The organism is Ruegeria sp. CDSA079 (assembly GCF_059612245.1).
Map to the genome: position 1 here is coordinate 1 of NZ_JBXWQF010000012.1, position 25515 is coordinate 25515.

30 protein-coding genes are annotated in these 25515 nt (G+C 51.8%); 18 read left to right on the forward strand and 12 right to left on the reverse strand.

The window, feature by feature from the left end; genetic code table 11:
- Positions 1-177: 177 nt before the first annotated feature.
- Both AC2FJZ_RS13645 and AC2FJZ_RS13650 read right to left on the reverse strand, forming a co-directional pair.
- A protein-coding gene (locus AC2FJZ_RS13645; protein ID WP_496778207.1) for an IS5 family transposase occupies positions 178-935 on the reverse strand; the annotation gives its coding sequence in 2 pieces (ribosomal slippage) (positions 178-611 and positions 611-935; 759 coding nt in all).
- Between the two features lie 195 nt (positions 936-1130).
- Positions 1131-1616 (reverse strand): GNAT family N-acetyltransferase, encoded by a 486-nt coding sequence (locus tag AC2FJZ_RS13650; RefSeq protein ID WP_050606051.1) that lies wholly within the window; start codon positions 1614-1616, stop codon positions 1131-1133.
- A 290-nt stretch (positions 1617-1906) separates the two neighbouring features.
- On the opposite strand from AC2FJZ_RS13650, the gene AC2FJZ_RS13655 reads away from it, so the two are divergent.
- The gene (locus tag AC2FJZ_RS13655; RefSeq protein WP_496674264.1) at positions 1907-2527 is read left to right on the forward strand and encodes a cysteine hydrolase family protein; all 621 of its coding nucleotides are present in this window, start codon (positions 1907-1909) and stop codon (positions 2525-2527) included.
- Positions 2528-2719: 192 nt separating this feature from the next.
- Entirely contained in the window at positions 2720-2866 is a 147-nt protein-coding gene (locus AC2FJZ_RS13660) for a hypothetical protein (protein ID WP_496674262.1), read from the forward strand.
- 373 nt (positions 2867-3239) lie between these two features.
- On the opposite strand, the gene AC2FJZ_RS13665 is transcribed toward AC2FJZ_RS13660, so the two are convergent.
- The 3 genes from AC2FJZ_RS13665 to AC2FJZ_RS13675 form a co-directional block, all read right to left on the reverse strand.
- A complete protein-coding gene (locus AC2FJZ_RS13665) occupies positions 3240-3413 on the reverse strand; it encodes a hypothetical protein (RefSeq protein ID WP_299641628.1) in 174 nt (57 codons plus the stop codon).
- Positions 3414-3893: 480 nt separating this feature from the next.
- The gene (locus AC2FJZ_RS13670; protein WP_481668349.1) at positions 3894-4310 is read right to left on the reverse strand and encodes a cytochrome c; all 417 of its coding nucleotides are present in this window, start codon (positions 4308-4310) and stop codon (positions 3894-3896) included.
- A 419-nt stretch (positions 4311-4729) separates the two neighbouring features.
- Positions 4730-5158, reverse strand: coding sequence for a c-type cytochrome (locus AC2FJZ_RS13675; protein ID WP_496778210.1), 429 nt, complete (start codon positions 5156-5158; stop codon positions 4730-4732).
- 230 nt (positions 5159-5388) lie between these two features.
- Between AC2FJZ_RS13675 and AC2FJZ_RS13680 the strand changes: the two genes are divergently transcribed.
- The 3 genes from AC2FJZ_RS13680 to AC2FJZ_RS13690 all read left to right on the forward strand — a co-directional run bounded on the left by AC2FJZ_RS13680 (position 5389) and on the right by AC2FJZ_RS13690 (position 7582).
- Positions 5389-5937: a DUF6512 family protein gene (locus AC2FJZ_RS13680; protein ID WP_496778212.1), complete on the forward strand. Its 549-nt coding sequence runs from the start codon at positions 5389-5391 to the stop codon at positions 5935-5937.
- A gap of 104 nt (positions 5938-6041) precedes the next feature.
- Positions 6042-7082 carry a PLP-dependent cysteine synthase family protein gene (locus AC2FJZ_RS13685; RefSeq protein WP_496778214.1) on the forward strand — a complete coding sequence of 347 codons (1041 nt, stop codon included), beginning with the start codon at positions 6042-6044 and terminating at the stop codon, positions 7080-7082.
- Between the two features lie 20 nt (positions 7083-7102).
- A complete protein-coding gene (locus AC2FJZ_RS13690) occupies positions 7103-7582 on the forward strand; it encodes a hypothetical protein (protein ID WP_496778216.1) in 480 nt (159 codons plus the stop codon).
- 303 nt (positions 7583-7885) lie between these two features.
- Here the strand turns inward: AC2FJZ_RS13690 and AC2FJZ_RS13695 are convergent, their stop codons facing one another.
- Positions 7886-8785, reverse strand: a complete 900-nt coding sequence (locus AC2FJZ_RS13695) for a sterol desaturase family protein (protein ID WP_496778218.1) — start codon at positions 8783-8785, stop codon at positions 7886-7888.
- A 280-nt stretch (positions 8786-9065) separates the two neighbouring features.
- Here AC2FJZ_RS13695 and AC2FJZ_RS13700 point away from each other — a divergent pair, with 280 nt between their 5' ends.
- The 7 genes from AC2FJZ_RS13700 to AC2FJZ_RS13730 all read left to right on the forward strand — a co-directional run bounded on the left by AC2FJZ_RS13700 (position 9066) and on the right by AC2FJZ_RS13730 (position 14423).
- A complete protein-coding gene (locus AC2FJZ_RS13700; RefSeq protein WP_496778220.1) occupies positions 9066-9365 on the forward strand; it encodes a hypothetical protein in 300 nt (99 codons plus the stop codon).
- Between the two features lie 202 nt (positions 9366-9567).
- A complete protein-coding gene (locus AC2FJZ_RS13705; RefSeq protein ID WP_496778222.1) occupies positions 9568-10029 on the forward strand; it encodes a hypothetical protein in 462 nt (153 codons plus the stop codon).
- A 55-nt stretch (positions 10030-10084) separates the two neighbouring features.
- A complete protein-coding gene (locus AC2FJZ_RS13710; RefSeq protein ID WP_480815069.1) occupies positions 10085-10699 on the forward strand; it encodes a hypothetical protein in 615 nt (204 codons plus the stop codon).
- Between the two features lie 53 nt (positions 10700-10752).
- Positions 10753-11058: a hypothetical protein gene (locus tag AC2FJZ_RS13715; RefSeq protein ID WP_496778225.1), complete on the forward strand. Its 306-nt coding sequence runs from the start codon at positions 10753-10755 to the stop codon at positions 11056-11058.
- 42 nt (positions 11059-11100) lie between these two features.
- A complete protein-coding gene (locus AC2FJZ_RS13720; protein WP_165590775.1) occupies positions 11101-11274 on the forward strand; it encodes a hypothetical protein in 174 nt (57 codons plus the stop codon).
- Between the two features lie 784 nt (positions 11275-12058).
- The gene (locus AC2FJZ_RS13725) at positions 12059-13492 is read left to right on the forward strand and encodes a hypothetical protein (protein WP_496778227.1); all 1434 of its coding nucleotides are present in this window, start codon (positions 12059-12061) and stop codon (positions 13490-13492) included.
- 61 nt (positions 13493-13553) lie between these two features.
- Positions 13554-14423: a metallophosphoesterase family protein gene (locus AC2FJZ_RS13730; RefSeq protein ID WP_496778229.1), complete on the forward strand. Its 870-nt coding sequence runs from the start codon at positions 13554-13556 to the stop codon at positions 14421-14423.
- Here AC2FJZ_RS13730 and AC2FJZ_RS13735 read toward each other — a convergent pair whose 3' ends face one another.
- Entirely contained in the window at positions 14424-15182 is a 759-nt protein-coding gene (locus AC2FJZ_RS13735; RefSeq protein ID WP_496778231.1) for a hypothetical protein, read from the reverse strand.
- Between the two features lie 177 nt (positions 15183-15359).
- On the opposite strand from AC2FJZ_RS13735, the gene AC2FJZ_RS13740 reads away from it, so the two are divergent.
- Positions 15360-16283: an SdiA-regulated domain-containing protein gene (locus tag AC2FJZ_RS13740; protein WP_496778233.1), complete on the forward strand. Its 924-nt coding sequence runs from the start codon at positions 15360-15362 to the stop codon at positions 16281-16283.
- 94 nt (positions 16284-16377) lie between these two features.
- Here AC2FJZ_RS13740 and AC2FJZ_RS13745 read toward each other — a convergent pair whose 3' ends face one another.
- Positions 16378-17292, reverse strand: coding sequence for an autotransporter outer membrane beta-barrel domain-containing protein (locus tag AC2FJZ_RS13745; RefSeq protein WP_496778235.1), 915 nt, complete (start codon positions 17290-17292; stop codon positions 16378-16380).
- A 62-nt stretch (positions 17293-17354) separates the two neighbouring features.
- Between AC2FJZ_RS13745 and AC2FJZ_RS13750 the strand changes: the two genes are divergently transcribed.
- From AC2FJZ_RS13750 to AC2FJZ_RS13765, 4 genes are all read left to right on the forward strand, one after another.
- Entirely contained in the window at positions 17355-17576 is a 222-nt protein-coding gene (locus tag AC2FJZ_RS13750) for a hypothetical protein (protein ID WP_496778237.1), read from the forward strand.
- Positions 17573-18136, forward strand: a complete 564-nt coding sequence (locus AC2FJZ_RS13755) for a hypothetical protein (RefSeq protein ID WP_496778239.1) — start codon at positions 17573-17575, stop codon at positions 18134-18136. The genes AC2FJZ_RS13750 and AC2FJZ_RS13755 overlap by 4 nt, the downstream gene beginning before the upstream one ends.
- Positions 18137-18278: 142 nt before the next feature.
- Positions 18279-19109 carry a class I SAM-dependent methyltransferase gene (locus AC2FJZ_RS13760; protein ID WP_496778241.1) on the forward strand — a complete coding sequence of 277 codons (831 nt, stop codon included), beginning with the start codon at positions 18279-18281 and terminating at the stop codon, positions 19107-19109.
- Between the two features lie 186 nt (positions 19110-19295).
- Positions 19296-21011, forward strand: coding sequence for an adenylate/guanylate cyclase domain-containing protein (locus AC2FJZ_RS13765; protein WP_496778243.1), 1716 nt, complete (start codon positions 19296-19298; stop codon positions 21009-21011).
- A 244-nt stretch (positions 21012-21255) separates the two neighbouring features.
- Here AC2FJZ_RS13765 and AC2FJZ_RS13770 read toward each other — a convergent pair whose 3' ends face one another.
- Together AC2FJZ_RS13770 and AC2FJZ_RS13775 are read right to left on the reverse strand one after the other, a co-directional pair.
- Positions 21256-21450: a DUF1059 domain-containing protein gene (locus tag AC2FJZ_RS13770; RefSeq protein ID WP_496778245.1), complete on the reverse strand. Its 195-nt coding sequence runs from the start codon at positions 21448-21450 to the stop codon at positions 21256-21258.
- Between the two features lie 31 nt (positions 21451-21481).
- Positions 21482-21913 carry a GFA family protein gene (locus AC2FJZ_RS13775; protein WP_496778247.1) on the reverse strand — a complete coding sequence of 144 codons (432 nt, stop codon included), beginning with the start codon at positions 21911-21913 and terminating at the stop codon, positions 21482-21484.
- A gap of 138 nt (positions 21914-22051) precedes the next feature.
- On the opposite strand from AC2FJZ_RS13775, the gene AC2FJZ_RS13780 reads away from it, so the two are divergent.
- A complete protein-coding gene (locus AC2FJZ_RS13780; protein WP_496778249.1) occupies positions 22052-22948 on the forward strand; it encodes a LysR family transcriptional regulator in 897 nt (298 codons plus the stop codon).
- 57 nt (positions 22949-23005) lie between these two features.
- Here AC2FJZ_RS13780 and AC2FJZ_RS13785 read toward each other — a convergent pair whose 3' ends face one another.
- Both AC2FJZ_RS13785 and AC2FJZ_RS13790 read right to left on the reverse strand, forming a co-directional pair.
- Positions 23006-23401 (reverse strand): rhodanese-like domain-containing protein, encoded by a 396-nt coding sequence (locus AC2FJZ_RS13785; RefSeq protein WP_170594474.1) that lies wholly within the window; start codon positions 23399-23401, stop codon positions 23006-23008.
- Between the two features lie 186 nt (positions 23402-23587).
- Positions 23588-25234, reverse strand: coding sequence for a hypothetical protein (locus tag AC2FJZ_RS13790; protein WP_496778253.1), 1647 nt, complete (start codon positions 25232-25234; stop codon positions 23588-23590).
- Positions 25235-25515: the final 281 nt, after the last annotated feature.

The following is a 25515-nucleotide window of genomic DNA, read 5'->3' on the forward strand; positions in this document are numbered from 1 at the left end:
ATGGCTGATCCCTCCCTTTAGGAAGAATTGAATCAGCAACTTACCAACCGATCAAGCCCGAGTTTTTCAACAAAATAGGCTGTGTCCGGTCCTACGGTGAAAGTGGGCCAATGGCAGAAAAGTCCGCGTAGCAGTCGTTCACGCCGAGTGCAGCGAACGACCGCTTGGGGTCAGGATTCATAACCAATAGATGACGGTCGCAGCCAGAGCGATGGCTGAGAGTAAAACCTTGGGACAGCGATCATAGCGTGTCGCCACGCGCCGCCAGTCCTTGAGCCTGCCGAACATGATCTCGATGCGGTTGCGTCGTTTGTATCGGCGCTTGTCGTATCGAACCGGTGTCTTTCGTTTCTTTCGGCCAGGGATGCATGCGCGTATCCCTTTGTCTTGCAACGATTCTTGGAACCAGTCGGCATCATAGCCGCGGTCCCCGAGCAGCCAGTCGACCTTGGGCAGGCTGCTCAGTAACGCCCGCGCACCGATGTAGTCGCTGACCTGCCCAGCGGTGACGAACAGGCTGAGCGGTCGCCCGTGGCTGTCGCAGATAGCATGCAGTTTGGTATTCATGCCGCCCTTGGTTCGGCCGATCAGGCGTCCACGCCCCCCTTTTTCGCGGCCATGCTGGTCGCAGTGCGATGTGCCTTCAAATAGGTCGCGTTGATCATCACGGTCTGTTCCTCGCCGTGCTCGGCGGCCAGGCCGACCATCATCTGCGCGAAGATGCCTTTCTCGCTCCAACGCTTCCATCGGCTGTAAAGCGTCTTGTGCGGATCATATTCCCGCGGCGCATCCCGCCAGCGCAACCCATTGCGATTAATGAAGATAATCCCACTCGGAACCCGTCTGTCATCGACCCGTGGCTTGCCGTGCGACTTCGGGAAGAAAGAGGTAAGTTTGGCCATCTGCTCGTTGGTCAGCCAGTAAAGGTCGCTCATGTCACCGCTCCGCTTTCCGAGCCGTGAATCACGCAGCGCGTTGAAAATCAATGCATCCTGACCCTAGGAACTATGATTGCTTTGGGCTTGACGCTGACGTTCGCCTGAATATCGCGAGCGACTGCTATACGGACGAAGCGGAAATCCTACCGCTAGGTTGAATGTCCACTCACCGTGGCTCAACCCAACAACGGTTCAAAGTTGCATAGACATTTCGTGCCAAGTCATTCCTCCATGATCAGAGGTTGATGGACGAAGATAGTTGTACCCAAATCTCTGATAAAGCGGGACGTGATGCTCTTTACACATAAGGTGGATCGCGGATTTGCCCATTTTTCTCATGCGGCCGACGAATTCAGTCATCAATGCCCGCGATAGGCCTTTTTCTTGATGCGCCGGATCCACGACGACAGACATAATAACGACATTTGGCGCGTCGGGGTCATGCCCTACAAGTTCTTTGAATTCCTCGTCAGACATTTCAACGTTGTACGCACATCCGCAATTCACAAAACCAACAATCTCACCTTCGATTTCAAGAATGAGGAAACCATCGGGATAGACCTCGATTCTCTTTGCTATCTTTTCGAGGGTAGCTGCTTCGTCGCCTTCATAGGCATCAGTCTCGATCTCAAAGCATCGAATTGCATCAAAGGGTTGGGCATTTCGAAATCTGTTCATGCATTTACACTATGAACGATGGGTCAAGTTGTATAGCCGCCGTCGGTTTTGCTCGCATCATTGCTCAATCTGCGCTCAGCGCAGACACTCACTGCACTTACCCCTGGCGGCAGCTTTGCGGTCAATGTTGCCCCACCAGGCGCGGACACATGCTTTTCATTCCACAACAACGCAGCACACCCTTGACCGAAATCAGTTGCACATTTAGTCAAGTTTGATCTGCCCGCTGGGACGACCCGGCCAAGCAAGGGCGTTTTTTTCAGGACGACCTGGCAAATTAGAGGTCGAACATGACAACTAAAACCAAACAAGCCAGGAAACTGATCGAGGGTAGACCTGCCCTAATCGTAATCGACATTCAAAAGAGCACGTTTATTGATGACAGCGAAGTACGCTCCATCGACAACATGCCGGGCTACAAACAGCGCATGATCGCTGCGCGTGACTTGGTTGACGCCGCGCATGAGAACAAAGTGCCCGTCATCTTCGTTCAGGAAGTCCATCGTCCCGATCAGGTCGATTTCGGCAGGGAACTGGATGGTGACGAAGACGTACACTGTCTCGAAGGTGATCCAAGAACGGAAGTTGCAAAAGATGAGATGGGATATCGCAAAGGTGACTACATCGTCCCGAAGCGACGGTATTCTGCATTTTTTGGCACCGATTTCGAAATCCTGCTGCGAGGTTTAAAGGTAGACACACTTTTGTTGTGCGGCGGGCTGACAGATGTTTGTGTGCACTACACATTCGTCGATGGCCACCAATCAGACTACTTCTGCCGCGTAGTAGAAGATTGCGTTGGCGGGTCATCTGTCCAAGCCCATGAAGCTGCTCTCAAAGCAATGGAGTATCTACAAACCGGCGCTGTTCAGAGCCGAAAAGCAGTGATCAAGGCCATCTCGTCGCTCTAAATTGCAATCGAACCGCTAGTACCAGTTGGGGTGCGGAAACGGGCGGAGATTTTTGTCGCTTGAACGCCTTGGACTTGCCCGTTTGATGCAGACGGAATCGGCAATTTCAATACAACCCTTTGAGTTTGCGACTATGGCCCTTCAAAACCTCGATTGCATCGCAATCCAGCCGTCGGCAGGTATAATGCGAATATGACAAGAGATATTGAAGCTAACGCTCAGAAAATCGTCGATGCCCTGACCTCTGCCCAGCAGATATCTAAACTGTCCTCAGAGACCGAACAGCTAACGCTGGATGAAGCATATTCGATTGCAAGTCGCGTCCGAGAGCTACACTGAAATCTATCCTTCGGCACCCGCATAAGGCGATTTACTTGCTCTCCTCTGCACTATTATCGTGAAACAGTGCAAGCTTATGTGCAAATCGTGCAAACTTATGGGGTTCGTGAAGGTTTGTGCGCGTCCCTACAAACAGTGTAGGTGCGCTCATAACGCTGCATTCCCAACATTGATTTCATTGAAGAAAATCTTGGAAGCTTGCCCATAACTCTGCGCGGTATTTGCGCATAACTTTGCACGATTTGCCCATAAGTTTGCGCGTTTCAAGGTACGCGCCCAATTTAAAATAGTATCTGCATGGATTCTACAACTTTAAAGCACTGTACTTCAATCATAAGTGCATTTTGATTGGCAGCCTTCAACCTTTGACCGATCAAAGTGGTTCACTCGCACGCTGGCGATAGACCGCCAGAACGAACTTCAGCGGCTGGAGCTTGAGTTCTGCGGCAGAGCCTTTGAAACCAATAACAGCCCGCAGGAAATTGCGATGGGTTGGTTCAACACTCATCTGGCCGGACATCAATACCAAGGTATGATATAGTTCCATTATGAGCACCGAAACCTTAATCAGCCTTATCCTGTCATTTGTTCTCACCAGCCTATGTATTTGGTTGGTGCGTCGCGTCGTAAAACACAGCGGTCGAGACAGAACAGTAGACCCAGAGGCCGTGAAAGAACTAATGCGCACCATCGACTGGTCGCAGCTCGATAGAGTATTGGATCGGCCCCGGTGACAAGTGGCCCAACGGGGAATGCTCTTAGCGAGTGCCTCAGGGATCGCTTGGCTTTGAAATGATCTTGCGCAAATTTGAAAACCGCCCACGAACAATGAAAATAATATGTTGAATCGTTGCGCTTATCTGACAGTCACCCCGATAGATTCGGATGTCGACAACCATCGTTAAGAGCATTGGTGTAGTCCGCCTTGGACTTTGAGCGGCTATCCGTTGAATCTTGCTAATTACGGCACCCGCCCAACGCAGCACAGTGCAGCGCTCTTTAGCGTACTCAGCTGCTGATCAGAACTTCACGGAACATAACGTTCCGGCTTCGGAGACTGAATACTCTCCAAATACTCAGCAATTTCGATAAGTCCGGAAGGGATACGCGTAACCAAACCGTTGCCCGTATCGAATTCGACAGCAGGGCCGTCATTCAATTCGGTGATTATCGGCATGTCATCGCGAGGTTCTTGAACTTTCAAATAACCGTCCAAGATCGACATGACCTCCAACATGGGCCACACACCCCCTCTGCGTTCGGAAATCTTTGTTAAATCAGCAGGCACTGTTTTCAAATCAGTGGCGTCAGGCCCATTTCCTGTCGCATCGACTCCGTGACACCTGGTGCAATGCTCGAAAAAAAGGTCTTTCCCAAAGTCCAAAAACTCGTCGGCCGCAGATATCGTTGGAACCGAAGAAATTACTATGCTTGCAACGATCATAAAGTACCTCATAAGTTGGAGGTCCTTTGCCAAACGAGAGTTTATTACAACAGAAATGGACCGACATCTTCCCCCGGTCAACGTCGGTCCTTTACCATATAACACTTGCTATCCTATGGCCCAAAACCGATTGATGGGGACAGGCAGCAACGAGCTCAGAACAGCTTCACCATTTAACATTCGAAATTTAGCATGTGAAAGCGCTCGGCTCTTTGACATAAATCATATGTCACTTCGCAGTCTGCCAGAATTGGACTCGACACGCCAATTCGGCCAAATGATTTTGAATGACTGCTTACGCCTAGCAGAGCACGGCGCTTCACAATGCTAGGCCTGGAATTGTCACCGGGTCAAAAAAAGGTGCAGGTCCAGAACACCGGCAAACGATCAATTGCTGACCTAGCGCCAAAAACACTAATCTACTGTTGGATGCTTTCTAAGAAAAACAATAACCCTGCTAACTCGCGCGGTGTGGGCGTCAAGACACCCTCGATTTCAACCGGAACCAGGTCTTCCGCCATTTCCCCGCCAAATTCCGGCATAACCCGAGCAAGATGGCTGTTTCCTGGGTCGCCATAGATGTAGCTTAGGGCCCGTGCTTGAGGGAAAGTGCCTCCGTTCTTCGCGCTCAATGTTGTCAAATCTGTTGGCGCAACGGAAAGACCGCTGCTTGCCGGGCCACCGCCTCTGCCATCCACACCATGACAAGAACTACAGTTTTCTGAGAAAAAGGCTGCCCCATCAGCGCGAGTGGGCATGACGTCGGCGTCAGGATACAGATCTGTACACGACGCTGTGGCCAGAGCAATAAATCCAACCGATAATATTTTCCACCTTTTATCGTGCATGCTCAACCCCGGATTTTAATCCAGCCTACGGTCTATTGTAGCACCTGGCAATGACAGCAACTGGGGTTAAAAATCAGGAAGGGTCAACTTTACAGACTCTTACAAGAACTTGGACATTGCCGCTCACCAAGGGGGGGTGAAAGCTATTTCTAGACCTTCTATGTCTGCGGGCATTTCACTTTTGAGAATCTAAGCAGAGTATTCGACAATCAGGATTGGGAGATCCAAACATGCCGGAAGCTTCGTCCCGAATAGTTTGGCTCGAAGCGATAGGGGCGATCCTAATGATCCTACTTGGGTCCGGGCTGCACTTTGCATTTGTTTTGCTTGGAAGTTGGACGCCAATGGCGCTTGTGGCAGCTGTCAACGAGTCAATTTGGGAACACTTAAAGCTGGCTTTTTGGCCAGGCTTGTTTTGGGCCTGCCTAATGCCGCTTCCACCCCGACTTACAAGAAGGGACGTATTTAGTGCTAAAGGAGTTAGCCTCGCAATTACTGCTATTTTAATTGTAATAGTATTCACAGCATACACAGCGATATTTGAGCGCAACTTTTTGTTGATTGATATTGGAATATTTGTTGCAGCAATTTGCATCGGCCAGATCGTGTCAATTCTGCTGCTTGCTTACGAAGATCAAATACCTGCACTCATTCGTGTATTCGGCCTGGTTCTCCTTGGGGTTCAAGTCGTCGCCTTCAGTACCCTAACATTTTTCCCTCTTAATCACTGGCTGTTCATTGAAGGACAATCTGGCGCGATAGGTATTCCTGCCCGTTAGATGGACAGTCGGTCCTATTGGTGACGCATGCTTGCATCCCCATGAATTTCAAAGACGATTTTCCCAAGCTTGACGGGCCCTAAACAGGGCGTTTGAGTAGAGGCATGGACCGTTGGATTTCGGATTCGATTGCCAAGATCAATGCAGATGCTCACCGCTCTGCCGATACGCACCTTTTCAAGCTTCCCGTCCGGGGGCTGAAGGGCGTAGACATCTATCTCAAGGATGAAAGTACACATCCCACTGGCAGCCTCAAGCACAGGCTGGCACGCTCGCTTTTCCTTTATGCGCTTGTAAACGGGAAAATATGGGAAGAGACACGTGTAATCGAAGCCTCGTCTGGCAGCACCGCCGTTTCAGAAGCTTACTTCGCCCGTATGATCGGAGTGCCTTTTACCGCGGTTCTCCCAAAATCTACCGCCAAGAGCAAAATCGACCTAATCCGGTTCCAAGGTGGGGAAATCCACTTCGTCGATGCGGCGCCGGACATGCACCAGGCCTCGGTTGAACTGGCAGCTGAAGTCGGTGGCTACTTCATGGATCAGTTTAGGTACGCCGAGCGGGCGACGGATTGGAGAGGAAACAACAACATTGCAGAAAGCCTTTTTCGCCAGATGGAACGAGAGCCACATCCAATTCCATCGGTTATTGTGATGAGCGCGGGCACTGGCGGAACTTCAGCAACGCTGGGGCGGTACATTCGCTACAAGGGCTTTAAAAGTGAGTTGGTTGTTGTGGACCCCGAAAACTCAGTGTTTTTTGAAAGCTTTCGAACTGGAGACAGGACCCTGACCCGCCCCTGTTCAAGTCGTATTGAAGGTATCGGACGTCCCAAGGTAGAGAAGTCATTTTTGGCAGATGTAATCGACCGTATGATCCAAGTGCCCGATGCGGCAAGCATTGCGACTATGCTCTGGCTTGAAGATCGGATCAGGCGGCGGGCAGGCCCATCAACAGGCACAAACCTTTGGGGGGCTTTGCAAATTGCGCAAGAGATGGAGGCTGCCGGACGATCTGGCTCCATTGTCACTATTCTTTGTGACGACGGAAATCGTTATCTCGACACCTACTACGATCCGGAATGGGTGATGGAAAACTTCGGCGAAACCACCTCTTACGATGCTATTTTGGCGGGATATCACTGAATTCAAACGAAGAGGACAGCATGAAAAGGGTGAAATTTGTATTTGCAACGCTTCTGGCATCAATGGTCGCCGTGATGCTTTGCGCCACAACAGTTTTGGCCTCCTCTCAGGAAGCACAACGGATCATCGAAAGCGCAGCTGCTGATTGCAAAGACTTCGAGAATGGAGAGTTTGATCAGGGTGACGCTGTGACCGAGATCGAGCTGCGCTCCCAGTTTGGCACGGTTAAGGCTGAACTCGTAGATGAAAGCCAGTATTCCTGTTCTTCTGCTGCCTCTATGTACTGCGGAACAGGGGGGTGCATGCTCAATCTTATCGTCGACGGTGAGATCATGTCGTGGCAGGTAACGGGTTGGCGTCTTTTTGACTGGTGGCCTGACCGTATACTGCTTATTGGACGAGACGGTGGTTGGTGCGGAGGCGCAGGAGCCGAGGTTTGTTACGAGGCGCTAGTTTGGAGCAATGGGAAGATTTTAACCGTTGGTTCGGCGCCAGAGTAAGCCCGCGCAGCGCTAGCGGTTGTTTTACGCGCCTGGCCTAGGGTGCAACGCCCTGTTCGGTTAGGCTGCGGCTGAAGTAGGGAACCAGGCCGAAACGGATTGAAGCAAACACCAAAAACGGCAAATGTGTAAGGAATGGATGGTCGATTTCGCGCAGATGTCGTTGCCATAATCTGGAGCTATCACGCATTTGCATCTTCGTCTTTGGAGATTCTACGAGCGACCGCTTCGAGCCCAATTCGACCGATCCCAAACGCCGCGTGAATGACACTCAAGCGCGGCAAAGCAGTCTTTGGTTCAGCGCTATTGGTCTATTTGGTCAGTGCCAAGCTTGGTTTGCCCGGGCGAGACAGATGAAGATCGCCTCTGTTGGCTCGGGGTGTCGAGGGCACCTCCGCTCGTCGGGCCGCTTAACGGCTGAATCAGCATTCGGTCGAGCCAGAGGTCTCGGCGTGTGCGAAACTGCTTGATGCCAATTTCCATGCCCTTATGCCCCTTCTCGGGTTGCGCAACGTAAGTACCTAGAAGTCGGTCCCACCATGGTAGATTAAAGCCAAAGTTCGAGTTGTTCTCGCTTGGATCGACTGAATGGTGGACTCGGTGCATGTCTGGAGTGACGACGATCCATCTGAGAATTCGATCCACAGGACGCGGCAAATCAATGTTTGCGTGATTGAATAGCGCGGTAGCGTTCAGGATCACCTCGAAAAGGAGTACGGCGACAGCGGGCGGCCCTAAGGCTGCTACGACCGCTAGCTTGATCCCCATCGAGATGAGAACTTCTACCGGATGGAAACGCAAGCCGGTGGTAGCGTCAAAATCTTGGTCGGCGTGATGCATCCGGTGCAGACGCCAAAGCCCCGGTACGGCGTGGAACATCACATGCTGAAGATAGATTGCAAGATCCAGAAGCAGCATGGAGACCACGATGGCAACCCAAACCGGCGCCTCGATGTTATTGAAGAGCCCCCATCCGCGATCCTCGGCCATGGCTGCGAGACCAACTGCGAGGATTGGAAAGGTCAGCCGCAGGATGGCGGTGTCGAGCACCACGAGCGCAAGGTTGTTTGTCCATCGGATAACGCGCGGAATATCCCGTCTTCGCCGGGGTGCGGCCACTTCCCAAAGTGCCATCGCCGCCAGGACGAATAGGAAGGCAATAAGGCGGATAGTTGGTTCAGCAGCAAGGATTGTGTCGGACATGGACATCCACTATACGGGTTTCCGTCGCGATAGAATTGCAAGCTGTTCTAGGCGACATCCCCTCCAATTTAACGCGGATATTCAAGCGATACCATCTGAGGGCAGCTTGGTCCGCAGAGCTGTCATTCCGCGCAACTCTCTCCAATGTCTGCTTCTCTCAGAAAGCAGACTTTGCAAAGCGCATTGGCGCATAGGTCATCCAGATAGCTACATAATCGAATTGTTGATTTCGACCTGAGTCTTCGACCTAATACTAGGTGGAACCAACGAGGGAATAACGATGAAGAAAATTTCGAAGCCCACAGCTGTATTGTTAGGAGCGGTGACAGTTGCAGCATGTGAAGATACTGGCAGCTCGACTGAGTCAACAGACCTGACGCCAGCACAGCAAGCATGTTTACGGGATGTAGCCAACACAACGAACAATTCACAAGTCGTGGTTCTCTCATCCGAATTTAGCGAGGCGGGAACACAGGTTACTGTAGGCGTTGGCGAGGATCGTGCTCCTTGGAATTGCATTGCTTACAGTGATGGCGCGACAGCTGGTATCGAGTTCCTGGGGGACGAAGGCGCATTGTGAGCAGTCTAATGCGTAGCTGAGTACAGCTGCGCGGCACTGGCTCGCTCTTCGGATAGTTCGACTTGGTTTGTAGAACCACCATCATCGTATTCTCGATCCTGTACCTGTTGGCGTTGATTGCATTCTTGACGGGCACATTCGGCTGGCTGGGACAGGAACGAGACCCCTTGTCCGGGGTGTTCCTTTTGCCGTTGGGACTGCCTTGGATAATTCTAGTGGATTTGGTCTCAGAGTCAGCCAAACCGTGGTTCGCGGCGATTGCACCGGTGCTCAACCTGTTAGCGCTGGTCTTGATTTGCAGATGGGTATGCAGTTTGCGCCAGAAGTGAAGGCGGAGCTCTTTCTCACCCAAAAGGAGGAAAACATGGGAAAAGTAATCTTGGGAATTGTGATCGGGCTCGTCCTCGGCGTGGTTGGAGCGATGACCTTGGGCGGCGGGGCCGCAATGGGGGTCGGCGTTGCGACAGGCTTGTCCGCCGGTGTTTGCACCACATTGAAAGGAGCACAAGCCGAGAACATGATCACCGCCGAGCAAGCGGATCAAATCCTCAATCGCGTAAATTCCGAGATGGCATCTCTGCAAGGAATTGAAACGACAGATGAGATCGTCGGCAGCGCACAAGCATGCGATGAATTTCTGTCAAAGTTACGAGAAGCAAAGTGAGGTTCCGCTTTGTACGGAACAAAACTGGAAGGACAAGCTAACAGGGAACCATCTGATGAAACTCGTTTTACTCAAACTCCTCACACCCATGTTCGCAATCGCGGGCACTGCTGCTTTTGCAATGTCAGAAGCCGATGACGCGTGTATCGACCAATTACGGCAGGTTGGAGGACCAGACGGTCAATCAGGTACGATTGAAAGCTCAGAATTCTCAGAGGCGGGTACGCTCGTCATGCTACGTGACGCAGGCGGAACGCTTTGGCGCTGCATCGCGTACAAGGATGGAAGCATCGGCGAGATGTCGGTTGTCGAAGCGATGGATGATGGCGGTGGAGCAGTGGCAGGCGCCGCCGGTTCTACCGGTAGCCAACGTGTCAAATTCGATGCTGATTCCACCGGCGCCGAACTAGTTGGTGAACTCGCGCCCGGAGCGTCGCAGCAATATGTTCTCGGTGCCAAGAACGAACAGTTTCTTTACGTCCGAGTTGCGCCGCGAAATGGCTCCTTGGACTATGTTATTCGTAACCCTGATGGATCTGAATTGTTAGGATTGATGTCCGCGGACAAAGAGTATCGAGGACAACTTTGGCAATCCGGTGATCATGTTGTGGAGGTTATCAATCGCAGCAACTCTTCTGTCGACTACAACGTCATTTTCGGAATTGAATAGGTGATCAATCAGAAACCCTTGAACGCAAGCCCAAAAAAGCGAGGGAAAAACAGATGAAACCCAAGGTCCTATTGGTGATCGGCACGGCGTGTATTACTGCGCTTGCAGCATGCGACGACAGTGGTGGATCAGTGGATGCAAGTGCACTAACTGTGGGCAGCTCTAGCGATCTTTCGTCATTTGAATGGGCAAGAGCGGGCCAAGCTGAAATGGGCATCCAAAGTCTCGGATTTGAACTCATCCGCAGCGAAGGGCTGACCTCGTACTGGTTTAACAGAGATATTGGTGCATGTGCTCGGATCACGACATCTGAGGGAAGGTACTCAGATGTAACTATGCTGCCATCAGGTGACTGCTGACACATTTTCATCAATCAAACATCTGCAAAAGGGAGCTTCAGTTTGCATTTCGACTTGGCACATGCGGCGGTTACCATCGTCGCTCTAATTGTAACAAACCTGGCCTTGAAATCGGCCGGCGTGATAAACGAAGAAAACAAACACCAATTGAACTGGAAAGTTTTTCTGGCCTACTTCGTGGTCGTCTTTATCATCAATCTGGTGTGGCCGATTTAAAGCTTCAGGTCGGAAAGTCTATCGCGCACTTGATACGGCTGCTGATAATGAGCCGCTCCAATAGATTACCAAGTGGGAAGAGTTTGAGCACATAGCGCTTAAGAATAGAAAGGAACTGGCATGCGGTTTTTGACGTCCCTCGTATTCATTGGTGTTCTCGCAACCGCTGCGAATTCTGACGTAACCAGCCGAAACGGCGGTCCAAGCAACAGTCAAATGCTATCAAAGGGCGGCGACGGAGGTGTCGATGGCGTCGCTTTCTTTCGCCCAGTCTTAAGCGGAGTATTGTATCGCTCTGGTTTCAAAGGCGGTGACAAGGACCGAACGGGCCTAAGTGAACGACAACGCGAAACTTTGTGTGGTGAAGGGTTTTCAACCGGGTTTTATGCCGACTTCGGCAAAAACACTCAATACGGTCGCACCAGTTGCGGAAACGGATCCTTTGACTATCAAAGCGCCAGATCCTCCCGACCCGGTGCTGTCATGGCGTCCATATACGAGGTGATTGAAAACCCTGGAAAGGGCCCTGTTCTGGTGCACTGCATGTGGGGCGTTCATTCCTCCGGGGCATTGTCGGCAATGGCGCTCGTTCAGTTTTGCGGTTGGACGGAAGAAAGGGCCAAGGAATATTGGAATGATGCCCGAAACGGGGCGCCTTGTTCAGGCGGATGCGACCAGTGGATTGACTCAAAATTCTCCAACTTCAGCGTCGACCCAAAGTTGAAGATCTCCACCGCACAACAGGCAGCGATTTGCCCCAAATGATATTGGGAGGACTATCCAAATGAAGTTCATTCTTCAGGGGTTACTAGCTTTCATTGCACCCACCGTCTTGTGGGCGAACGACGATGTTCTAGGTGAAGCCACGACATTTGATAGTCCCAACGGCGTTGCTGAACACTGTATTCGGATCGAAAAAATTCCAACGGGCGAGTATAAGAAAAGCGATCTTGAGGAAGAAACGGCCTATTGCGAGATCGATTTCTATGCCTCCGAAATTGCTATTTGCCCAAAAACCTGGAGCACCAGTCCAGGAATGGCCGTCTACGATATTTCGGAAGGACCCTACACGGGGAACCGTTCTGAGTTCGAGAGAAACGCTTGCAAAGAGGGGAAGGCGGCGAAAGATCTGGCCAAGGACAGGGTGGCCAAATTCAAATCCACCATGAACCAAAAGGGCACCAGTGGAACCTTTTCCACCTCGTCGCTGCTTTACTATCATTTCTCCAGATATTTCGACACGACTGTCAGAGTTCCAGTCGCCGTTTGGCGTAGCATGGACGCCCAGGCGCATTTTTCCGAGGTCGCCGAGCCTGGCCTTGCGATTTCTGGTGGCTCTCATGGCGGGCGCATGAACCATGAAGGCTGGCGGGTCTTCGCAGCTGCGGATGCTGACCCGGACTCATACCAGCCAAACGACGATCTATTCACTTCGGATCGAACGCAAATATACGGTGTACTGCTTGATAGTCCCGGGCATAGATACGGCTCGGAAATCAACGGCACACGCAAATCTGGATGGGGGAAAGGTCAGAACCGCGATTTTCAAGAAACCCCCGCTTTCTTGGCTTTGCGTTCCTCAAAACCATTGTCAAAGGCAATCGCAGAGGGTGTCGGAGAAGGCAGAAAAGACCGGATGATCAACAAGGATCTCGGTCCCGATGTCAGCGACCAACAGATGGCATTTTGGATGCAAGAACTTACCGAGATTGTTCTCCTCGATTTCATCTTTAGCCAGCAGGACCGCGTAGGAAACATAGACTTCACACCCTATTGGTATTGGGTCGAAGACGGAAAGCTGAAGCATAAGAAAGCCAAGCACCATCAGCCGAACGATGGAGATATTCCCGCCGAGGCATTATTGATCCGTCGCAGCAATCTAAACGACAACGATGCTGGTGGGCGGGTCGAGTATGCCAACTTCGCGAAATCCACTCAAATGCTGGAAAAAATACGGCACTTCTCTCCAAGCATGTATCGGCGCTTGGTCGCTTTGAATAGTGATCTTCAATCTCAAGGTCCCGTCTACGGCTGGTTGTCGCGGAGCCTTGGGTTGTCAGATAGGCAGATTTCCCAAGTTGTGAAAAACACCGCGCTGGCAACGTCCATTCTCCAGGACAATTGTTCTAATGGTGATTTGACGTTCGACTTGGATCCTGTCGCATTCTTTTTGAGAAACGACACCGAGGTAGAGGCTGTGGACTGTAATGCCCCGTAAGCTTTCCACCCTTTTTGCGGCGTTCATTTGGACCGCTCTGATCGCCTGCAAAGCGGTGGCATTGGATGTTATCGTCATATCGGATCTGAACGGAAGCTATGGTTCGGTAAGATACGATGCCCGCGTCGACAAAGCGATTGAGCGGATAGTCGAGATTGATCCCGATTTGGTTATTTCGACCGGAGATATGGTTGCGGGACAGCGCATCCCCAACTTATCCGACAAACAGGTCAGGGAGATGTGGAAGGCGTTTCACGAGGCCGTATCAGACCCTTTAGAGGCTGCCGGCATTCCATTTGCGGTCACGCCTGGGAACCATGATGCCTCCGCCTACCGTGGGTTCGAGCGTGAAAGAAAAATATACGCAGAGGAATGGGCACCAAGAAAACCAGACGTCGACTTCCTGGTTTCGGATGACTACCCGTTCTTCTACGCGTTTGAGATGCAGGGCGTAACGTTTGCATCTTTGGATGCTACGACCTTAGGGCCGCTATCCGGTGATCAACAGGACCGACTTGTGGAACTGGGTGCAAATGGAAATCCGGTTGTCACTTTCAGTCACCTCCCACTTTGGCCCTTCGCGATCCAGCGCGAACGCGAAATCATCGGTGACCCAACACTTGAAAAAATCTATTTGGAAAGCGGTGTCGTTCTGCATCTGTCAGGCCACCATCATGCCTTCTATCCCGGTTGGAAAGACGGTGTAGCTTACGTCTCTCAAGCTTGTTTGGGAGGTGGCCCGCGACGGCTAATTGGCGATAACGCCAGATCGCCTCACAGCTTCACTCATGTTACGTTCCAGCCAAACGGAGAATTTGGGATAGCAGTATATCGAGGACCTGATTTCGAAAGGTCAGTAAACTTCAAGTCGCTCCCGAAAGAGATCAGATCCCCGAATGCGGTGTTGAAACGCTTAGACCTTGTGAAATGACTAGAGGTTGAGTTTCAGCTCAACTTTTTCAGGGACCAGATCGTTTATCATCTCTTCGATCCGAGCTTCCGACAATCCACCCGAGGTAATGAAAAGCAAAGAAACGCGAGATTTTCCGGGTACGTGGTGTTTTCTGACCAACTTCCAGCCAGCGTCTGCGGCCATAGCTTCAATGTCCCCGCTGACTTTCAATGAGTGCTCTTCGTCTGAAGCCTTGAGCGAAATTTCCACGCCCTTGTTTCGCCCACCGAGCCAAATGAAACACCAACACACAATCGCCACCAGTGTGGCCATCAGCGGCAAGCCCAGCCCGACCGCGAGCCCAAGCACGGTAACTATAATCATTTCCACCGTGTCGACCGGGTCATCCATATTTGATCGGAACCTTAACAGAGCTCCTATTCCAAAAATCACGAACCCAATCATCGATCCGTGCTGTACGACCAGAAACCCAACCGCCATGCCGACAAGCGCGTATAGGAAGAACAGTCGCGGCATAACGATATCGCTGACACTTCTGCGGGCTCTCCGCCTCACAGGGTGGTAGACGATCAGTCCAGTCAATATGACCGTTACGATGACGTCGAGGGTGAAAAAATACAGTTCCTGTTTACCACGAAACTGCGTCCAACGTCGTTCGATAAGTATCTCCGACTCCGAAGTACCGGCCAACATGGTCGCGGGGTCGATTTGTGACAACGCAGCACTTGGCAACAGCATCACCAATAACCCGGCCATAAGTGAGAAAGTCTTGTTCAACTTAACTTCCTTCCTGCCTACTCTAGCAGATTGTGTTCCGCCAAAGGCACATCTTGTCCAATTCAATCGCAATAGGCGGGATCAGGTAAAGAGATTACCATGCATTCTTCGGACAAAGCATCCGGACTGTGATACGAACGCTGACACTGGGATGTGGTCCAAGCGTGAGAAAATCCAATGTCAGAACACAAGCTGCTTCGGTCGAAACTTGGGTTTTCACGGTGCTTGCCCAAGCTTGGAACACTGGCTTCTTTTGCAAGCGCTACTGTTGCACTTCTGGCATGGATCGAGCTCGCCCATGCCGAGAGTCACGGTTTGACACTCATCGACTCCTTCAAGGTGACGGATAAATCGGAAGGCTTCTCGGAGCCTTCCGGATTGTCTCTGTCCAACGCCGAAGGCTTCTTGTGGTCAGTAAGCGACGCTGAATCTAAACTGCACCTACTTGGAATCGACGGGGCATTGGAAAACTCTTTCAAGCTGCCTTCATCGGCAGGATCAGATCTGGAGGGCGTCGCATCACGAAAAGATGGGTCTGTTTTAGTACTTCAGGAAACTGATCGATCAATTCTAGTCGTTCACCCGACAGACCCCATTCAACTAACTACAATCCCTCTCACATCTCTCAAAGGCTACTCGGACGCCGCTGAATTGCTCGTCGGTAACCCTTTGAGCAAGGGACCTGAGGGCATCGCCGTCGACCCGGAATCCGGGCGGGTCTTCATTGGCATTGAAGGACAACCAAGGTTGTTAATGGTCGTATCACCAGCGCTAGACGAAATTGTTGAGATCATTCCTTTAGCCCGCGATGCAGGTTTTATCTCCGAGCGTGTAGATGATGATGAACTGGATTTGAGCGGCCTAGCATGGTCCCCGTCCTCACGTTCTCTTTGGATTGTGAGTGACAAAGGCCGTCAAATCTTCGTCTACAATCCAGAGTCCAAGTCCGTAAAGTCTATCAGATTGACGTTCACAGAAGATGGCAAACAAAAGGAAGTTAAACATCCCGAAGGGATCGCTCTCGATGAGACCAGAGGGCTTCTCTATATTCTGACAGACGATGCCAAGAAATCGCGGCTTTATGTTTTTAGTATTCCCTAATTTTGATCGCTAGAGAATGACGCTCACACCGCCACGTTAGCTTCCGCAAGTTGTTGCAGCTAGCTTACCATTCCTCTTCTTTGGTCCGCCCTAATCAGAACCGAACGCTTAAGTTTGCACCGAGACCATGCTCTTGGCCGTTGGAACGAACTGAGTAACCATACCCTGCCGTCAGTCTGGCCAGATCAGAAATCTGATACCCTAGCCCCAGACCAACAACGAAACCATTTGCTCCTCGGTTTTGTCCGACTTGTGTGAACGTGCCAAATATCGGGCTCGTTACAGTGATTTTGTGCTCACTATCCTTGTTGGCAAAGAAGTCATACTCGTAACGAGCAAAGGCGATTGGGGTTAGCACACCATTCTCTGTCAAGAAGTCCCGTTGGTAGTCAACTCCAATGGAAGCGACCAGAGACTCTGCATCCGCTTTTTCAATTGAGTAGTTGAAGTCACCACCGCCAGTCTCTGTGCCTGAACCTTGTTGAATACGCCCGTAGTTCAATCCAAAAACCGTAGAAACCCTTGCACCGCTGTCCAGGTTAAACAACTTCCGTGCCTGAATACCGGTGTGGATTCCCTCTTGGTCCAAATCCGATTTAGCCTCGCCTCCCGTAAAGCCATCAACAGAAGGGTTATTTCGCTTGGCATCAGTTTCACCGAACATGTAACCGATCAGTCCGGAGAACTCCCAAGTTCCGGTTGTTGTACGCCCATAGACGCCCACATGATAGCTGTCGGTCGAAAAGTCCTGATCGACTTGATCGTGTTCATCCATGGAGGATGTCCCAAAACCTGCGTACACGCCGACCACACCTCTATCGGTGCTTGCGACATCCGCTCCGACCAAAATGGTGCCCAGCGAATAGTCGAATGTCCCAAGGCCATTGCTTCCATCAACGTCCCCGCTCACATAGGCTGTGTCGATCCACCAGCGCCGATCAGAGCAGTCTATTGCGCCGCTCGGGCTCTGGGCCGAGTCGATGTCACCTGCTGCAACGGGTTGATCCACATTGCTGAAGCCAACCGCTCTGTGTGCACACTGTCAGGACCAAGGCGATTGGAACCCCTTCGATGAGTGATGAGTTTTCAGATGAAGCGATCTCTGGTCGCCCATTGCACGATATTCCTTTGGATAACTTGATTGCAGAGATCCGAGCGCGCTTGAAAAAGGATTCAGATGCATGGCCGGCACTTCTGGCGACTGCGCAAGAACACATCGTGGAGATTGAGCCAGCTGATGGTGTAGCGGAGTGGACCGACCAATGGACTAAAGAGAACAAGTGGCCAGAATGAGTGAAAACGATAAAATCAATGAAGGATCTGGCAGCGTCTACAAGGATATTGGCCTACCGGAACCGGTTGTCAGAATGCTGTTATGCGACCTGAGGATCGTAGCCGTAAGAGGACAGTTCTACCCAGTTGAAATCGCGGTCTTGAGAGTGATCGATGACGAACCATACACTTGGTCATCTCGCATCTACCCTGCCCTGAACTGGTCACATCAGGTTTTGGACGCATCTCCAATCAACCTTTCGACGGCTCCACCTGCCGTGGATGTTGCAAGCCAGGTTTTGGGCATCATCGACCAATGCCCGGCGGGTTGGATCTATTCAGATTCTTCTTCAACGTCAGGACTACTGGAGCGCTTGCTGGCAGAAGCAGAGGTTGAATACGTTCAAAAAGTCGATGTGCTCCGTGCGGACCAGATCATGCAGGATGATGCATCTCGTCGAGCGATGAAACAGCAGCTGAATTCACACAAACGGTCCAGTGACGATCCGCTCGATGAGGTGGAGCGGTTGTGGACTTGCTACCAAGCAGCGAAGGCCTCGAAGGAAGGAGATGAGCGATGATTTTGGCGGACGATGCCTGGCGTAGATAGTCAGCCCTAGGCAGACATTTGCAACTGGACTTTTCAAATCCGGATAAGCGGACAAAGCTGACATTCAAGATCACCGAGTCTACCATAGCGGCATAAGTTAGGGAGGCTTCAACATGACTGATCCCAATGAAGTCGCGCACCACTACCACTCCGGTCACTTGCTAAAGCGAATTTCTGATGGTTGCGCAGCACTGGACTTGACCCCACCGATTTCTCGCGACGCTTTGGCGCCGGTTGACGAGTTTCACATTGGCGGACGCCTTGCGACCGAACCTTTTGTGAAGGCTTTGGACCTTTCGCCCCAAAGTCGGGTTGTCGATTTTGGATGTGGCCTCGGTGGTCCTGCCCGCTATGTCGCAGCGGCCACTGGGGCTCATGTGACCGGCATCGAATTAACCGCCGAGTTTGTGGAAACAGGACGCGCCCTTACAGAATGGACGGGCATGTCGGATCGGGTTCAACTCATCGAAGGCAGCGTACTTGATCTGCCGTTAGAATCTGACTCGATGGACGCTGCTTACATGATCCACGTCGGCATGAACATTGTGGACAAAGTTGGCATCGCGCGGGAGGCAATGCGTGTGCTTAAACCAGGAGGTATTTTTGCGATTTACGATGTGATGCAAGTCGGCGAGGGCAATATGGATTATCCAGCGCCTTGGGCTTCGACTTCGGATCAGAGTGCGCTTGCACCACCAGAGACATATGAGGCGGCTTTGAAGTCCGTTGGTTTCGAATTGACCGATAGGATCGACCGCACCGTGTTTGCCAAACAATTCTTTGAAGATTTGGCGGCTGCGCAAAGCCGTGCGGATGGTCCTCCACATCTTGGCCTGCATCTGATCATGGGCGACGACACAGCGATAAAGGTCCAAAACATGGTGCGAAACATAGAAGGCGGATTGATAGCCCCGATTGAGATCCACGCCCGTCTGCCCATCTAACTTTGCGTCCGCACTGGGCTCGAATTAATCATTCTCTGCGGTGTGCGGATGGGCCGATGGCAGCCCGAAGCATACATTCACAGTCACGCTTTTCAGTTTTGCACCAAGCCATTCACTAGGACATGCGCGACGTTCAGGAAATCATGTTGTCTTTTCCAAGCAGCGTAATTTGCGCTACCAATAGACATGAATGGAGACCGCAGACTTTCCGCAGTACTCTCGGCCGATGTAGTAAACTACTCAGGCCAGATTAAGGCAGATGAAAATAGGACTCTCGGCGAACTTCGTGTTCTACGTCGAGAGTTATTTGATCCTTTGGTTAGCGATCATCGCGGTAATGTCGTTAAGAAGATGGGTGATGGATGGATAGTCGAGTTTAACTCGGTATCTGATGCAGTACGATGCGCCCTTGATCTTCAAAGCCAGGTGTTAACTCAGTCCTCATTGAAACTACGAGTGGGTGTGCATCTTGGAGATGTCGTATTCGACGAAGATGACATTTTCGGCGATGGCATCAATCTATCCGCACGTCTACAAGAGGCTTCCAACGAAGGGGCTGTGTTGATTTCAGATGTCGTCCATCGCAGCCTTGACGAGCGCCTCGCTGAGCAATTTTATCGCGCTGGAGAGCGACAGTTTAAGAACGCGCCGTCACCAATAGAAGTTTTCCAATGGTCGCCGCCAGGTTCTGCCCCACCGCGAGTAACTCCGGCTAGCCATACAAAGTCTCTGCTAATCGGCGTCTTACCTTTCGATAATCTTTCTTCTGACCCCGATCAGGAGTTTTTTGCAGATGGAATTACCGAAGAGATCATCACCACTTTATCAAAACTCCCGAATTTACTGGTCGTCGCGCGTAACTCTACATTCGTTTACAAAGGTCGCTCCGTTGACGTGAAACAGGTCGGTCTGGAGCAGGGTGTCGATCTTGTTCTTGAGGGAAGTGTCCGTCAAAGCAGGAACCGGGTGAGGATCACAGCACAGCTAATCGATGCAAAGTCCGGTATGCACATTTGGGCAGACCGCTATGATCGCCTCATTGAAGATGTATTCGAAGTTCAGGATGAACTCGCACTTAGGATTGCAACCGAGTTACAAGTCGAACTTTTGGCGGGAGAAATGGCTCGTTTCAGAGGATCCGGCACGAAAAACCTAGGCGCGTGGACCGCTCAACTAAAGGCCGTGGAGGCTTCGCGCAGAATTACTAGGGAAGCTCACGCCGACGCTCGCCGATTTGCACAACAGGCAATTGCACTCGACCCGGGTTACTCGGCTCCGTATTGTACTTTGGGATTCATTTGCACTGTCGAAGCACGACATGGATTTGTTGCTGACCGGCGTGCCGCGCTAGCGGAGGCTCGTGACTGCGCTCAGCGGGCTCTGGAAATAGACAGCTACAACCCAGAGGCTCACGCTATTGCGGGTTTTGCAGATGCAATCGATGGCAAGCTGGTTTCGGCTATCGATAAGTTCAACGAGGCACTAGCGCTAAATCCAAACCACGCTGACGTGGCTGCCAGACTGTCAATCACCCTAGCTTTCAATGGCCAGGCAAATGAAGCGATCCAAGTCGCACAACAAGCCATTACCCTGAACCCTCACTATCCGGGTTGGTATGCAGGCGTTCTGGGTTTAGCCCTTCGACTTGACGGTCAATACGAGGAAGCCAAGAAAGCATTCACCGAATATGGTCAAAGGGTTGAAGGCTTTGGTCACCTCGACCTCGTAATCGTCCATGTAGAGACAGAGAACCTTGAGGCCGCTCGCGATGAAGCACGGAATGTGATGAAATACCGCCCTCAGTTTTCCATATCGGACTGGGCGAAAACTCAACTTTTCTCTGACAGAAAAAGGCTGGAGAAAGACTGTGCGTCTTTGCGACTAGCCGGTTTGCCTGAATAAGAGCAGGATTTCGCTGTAGCAGGTTGGTTTGTGATGGAAACCGATCTCACACATTTCCGATTTGGGTTCGTGACGGCCTTGCGCTTCTAGGTGCCTTGGCGGTGGGCCGCAGCCCAAACCGGATACTCACAAATGGGCCCAGCAATTTCCCAGTTGCAGAGGAAAGCTGCCCTTCGCGGTTAAACAAACCAAGCCGAAAATTTTGGCCGATTATCCCTAGGAATTTGAGGCCTAATTTATTTGATCACGCGGGCTTTATCAGTGTTTCCAGATATTCTCGAGTGTCGGCGTCCCACGAGCTGGGGTCCTCTCCATGGGCGACCACCGCGTGCAGTTCCATAAGCTTCCAGACTTCGTCCTTGGTCGCAGCAACTACTTTACCTGGGCAGGCCTCGATGCCTACGCAATCCTTGCAGGCATATGAGTATGCAGTGTTCATCGCTTTCTCCTCCGTGCGCTCGGAAAGTTGGTTAGAACTCAAGAAACGTCGGCAGCCCGTCGTCGAGTTTTATCCATGGCTGCTGATGTGAAACGAAGACATGGGCTTTTGGCTGAGTAATCGATGGGTCGTCCAACGTCACAGCAGAAAACCACGCGTCAGCGCTCCAGTCTTGGCCCTCAACTTCATTTAGGGCGGCATAGGTCAACGTCGTTCCACAGTCCCGACAAAATCCGCGGCGAATACCCGGAGTTTTTTCAATGTGTTGGATTTCGCCTTTGATAACGGCGAAGTCTTCGGCGGCTACCTTAGCCCAAGTTGCAAAGGCGCCGCCAAGGGCCATTTGGCATGAACGACAATGGCAATTTCCGGACCAGACAGGTGGTGTCGCGATCTGGTATCGAACCGCACCACAGTAGCATCCACCTTGAAGTTTTTCCATCGTATGAATATCTCCTGGCATGCGGCTAGGCTGACATCCGTGATGATGCCGATACCTATTTTTCTTTAAGCTTATAAACAGATTTCGATATGAATATTGTCAAGAAAACCGATATCATGCGACTCAAATAGTCTAACAAAACATTAGAAAATCTACAGTATGGATTGGTTGCACCTTCCCCCGATGAACGCTTTGCGCGCCTTCTCAGCAGTTGCGGAAGCAGGGAGTTACACCGTGGCGGCTGAACGCTTGAACGTGACCCAAGCGGCCGTCAGCCAGCAGGTAAAATCGTTGGAAAGGCATTTGGGTGTAGCTCTCGTTGCCAGACGTGGGCGCAGCATTGAATTGACAGAGCCAGGCATCATTCTGGCACGTGAACTGGGTATCGGTTTTGAAATTATCGGAAGGGGTGTCGAACGGCTGGCGGAACATGCAGGGCACCGCCCCGTTCAAGTGACCATGTCACCCGCATTCGCGGTAGAGTGGCTATTGCCGAGAATGGCAGAGTTTCAACGTCAACATCCAGAGATCACTTTGATGCTGAACCCAACCTCGGAGCTGGTTCAGATAAGACCAGGTGGTATCGATGTCGCCATTCGGTATCACGACAGACGCATGCCGAGAAATGAAGAGGATACTGTGCTTGTCTCCGACATGGTCGTGATCGGAGCACCTTCACTGGTGGAAGGCCAAGATCTGCGTGACCCGGCCTCTTTAACGAAGCTGCCCTGGTTGCAGGAACTAGGCACAAACGAGGCGGCCGACTGGTTCACCTATCATGGGGTCGCACCTCTCGAGCCATTGACGATAAATCACATGCCGGGGAACCTGATCATGACTGCGGTTCGCCGTGGTGACGGGATCACGTATTCTGCCAGAGCTTTTTTTGAGGACGATCTGTCATCTGGTCGGATGATTGAATTGTTCTCTGAGCCACTCTTCGGCGTCTACTACATCCAGACTCAAGCAGAATTTCAGCGTCACGAGGCTAAGGTGTTCGTCAACTGGCTTAAGTCTCAGTCGCAAGTCGTATCGAGACACAACTCTGGAAGTTGAGAAGTATCTATTTACTCCCCTGCTCTGTTTGCTCGAGACCGTTGGTTTCGCCGTTTTTTAAGGCTGCTTTGTGGAGGAGCCAGCTGCGATCAGAGCCGCCATCCCTCCATCGATGAACTGCACGTTTTGAAAACCCATCGCTGTCAATACATTTGCCGCTGCCGCGCCTCGGTAGCTCGGAGCTCCGCCACAAGTGGTGAAAATTCGCCTTCCACGATCCTGTAACTCTTGAGATCTGTATTCACTTTCAAGGTCTGCCATCCAAGCGACGGCGCGACCAGGAGCCGGAATTGCTCTAGGGCTGATACCTGTAGCCGCCATTTCAGCGCTATCCCTCACGTCCACTACAAGTGCGTTGGGGTCTTCGATCAGTACTGCCAGCGCGTCAGTTGCTGAAATCGGATTTGCTTTGGATATTTCCTGAGCTTCCATTTGTGCGAATGTTAAGACCATATTGCCCCCCGACTGCAAATCCTGCGCTATGCTACCATGCGGCTGATTTACCGCAAATCGGCGCCGAAGCGATGCTTGGCAGTCTTGTCGTCGTCCAGACTGTTGCCATCAACGAAGTTAAATAAGTCCCGGTCAACGGCAGAAGCGGGCCTCGCAAATACCCCGGCCATTGCTGTTGATCAGTGATTACTGGGCGGCCAAAGCCTTCTGCCTGCAATAACACGATGCCTTGATCGGCACCTCGGCGCGAGCAGTGGCCTTGTCCAGTTGTGGCTTAATGTGGGCGGCTTCGACCGTTTCACCGCGCCGGGTGAGACATTCGTGCAAGCCATGCAGGCTCCAGACGTTGCCCGGATGCTGGCAGGCCCGGCTAAGCGTTGCATCCAGGCCAAGGTCTGCACGGTAAACAGCTTCGGCTTCCTCCATCTGGCCCTGCTCAAGAAGAAGAGCACCCAGCGCATGGCGGGTGGGTTGCATCCAGCCCCAGGGCTCGTCGTATGGCAAGTTGTCGTCGATCTCGACTGACTTTCGCAGGTGGTCAAAGGCCGTTTCGTGCTCTCCTGCGTGATAGGCCAACTCACCCAGCATCATTTGCTCAGCGACCTTCAGAATGTCCCGGCATGTGTTGTTGAACAGCATTCGGGTCTCAGGAACTCTGGCCAGAGCATCATAGAACTTGGCTTTTTCACTCTGGGCTTCGGCGACCCTGTGTAGGTTGGCCAAGGCAACCGTCCTTGCATACCGCATCATAGCAATGGTCACGCTGTAAAGCTCTTCATCCTCTGGCAGATCCTGATCGAGAATATCCTGCCAGAGACCAAACCTGATCAGCACATGTTGCTTCATTGGAATGAAGCCTTCAAACCAGTCCGCCATAGGCCGAAGAGTGTCTGACGGCAAGGTGTCGATCAGCTCATCGGCGGCTTCGATTGCTGCCGATGGTTGCCCCAAGAACATCGCACCGTATATTTTAAAGTGATAGTTGTGGCACCGATAGACGGAATAGAAATTGTCAGGGCCTTCGCGCTTCAGAAACTTGCGATCTGCCAATATGGCTTTGTGATTGCGCAGTACCACGTTCATGTAGTCTCCGCACAACACGTCGATATGGGTCGGCATGTGCAACAAATGCCCGGCCTCGGGCACCAGCGTGCTGAGCACATCGCCGTGACGCAGTGCCCGTTCGGGGTGGGGCGACATTTCCATCAGGTGAATGTACATGTGCAATAGTCCTGCGTGCTCCCATGCTCCGGAAAGTGTATCGAACGCATTTTCGAGCACGGATATTGCCTCGAGCGTATCGGCCCCTTCGGCGGGCTTTCCGGTCGGCAAATCCCAAAGCTGCCAAGGTGTCCGGTTCATGAGCGACTCGGCCAGAATCGCAGACACGTCCAGGTCCTGATCGAATTCGGTGTGAACCTTTCGCATCGCATCAGCGAAGGCATCATTCCACGGGCTGAAATCCTCAATATCCGATGAGGATGGATAACGCGCTGGAATGGCATTGATTAGCGCGCGTTCAACAGGCGTCAGCCGGTCCTTTAACGACGCAGCAGCCTCGATTGACGCTTTCGCCAAGGCGATACAGTCAGGCTTTTCGTCTTCTTCGAATGTTTCCCAGGGCTTGTTGTAGTTCGGCCCAATACAATACGCGATGCCCCAGTGCGCCATTGCGCAATTTGGATCCGCAGCCACAGCATTCTGAAAGCATACAATCGCTTCTTCGTGGTTGTACGCGTAAGTCCAAGCCAAACCACGATCAAACCAAAGCTCGGCTTCGTCCGACGAGGTTGTGATCTTTCGGCTGTAGCTACCGAGATCATAGTATTCCATCACAATAACCCCCTAATTAAAGGTAGGAGGTTACCACAATGGGCTGTTTCTCGATACTGGCGACATCAAAGCCGACCCAAGGCATAAACCCGTCTTATATGAACTCCATTTGATCGAAGCACTCTTCTTGGCGACTGATCAACTTGTCGGCCGCGTGAGTGACGCGCCGTCCAATCCCTCCACTGTAGCCCACCGACAAGACCACAAACACCGCTCGCACACACCTAAGACGGGCTTTTGAGAAAGCTGATGTCAGCAGTCAGATTGGTCTTTTTCGCCAA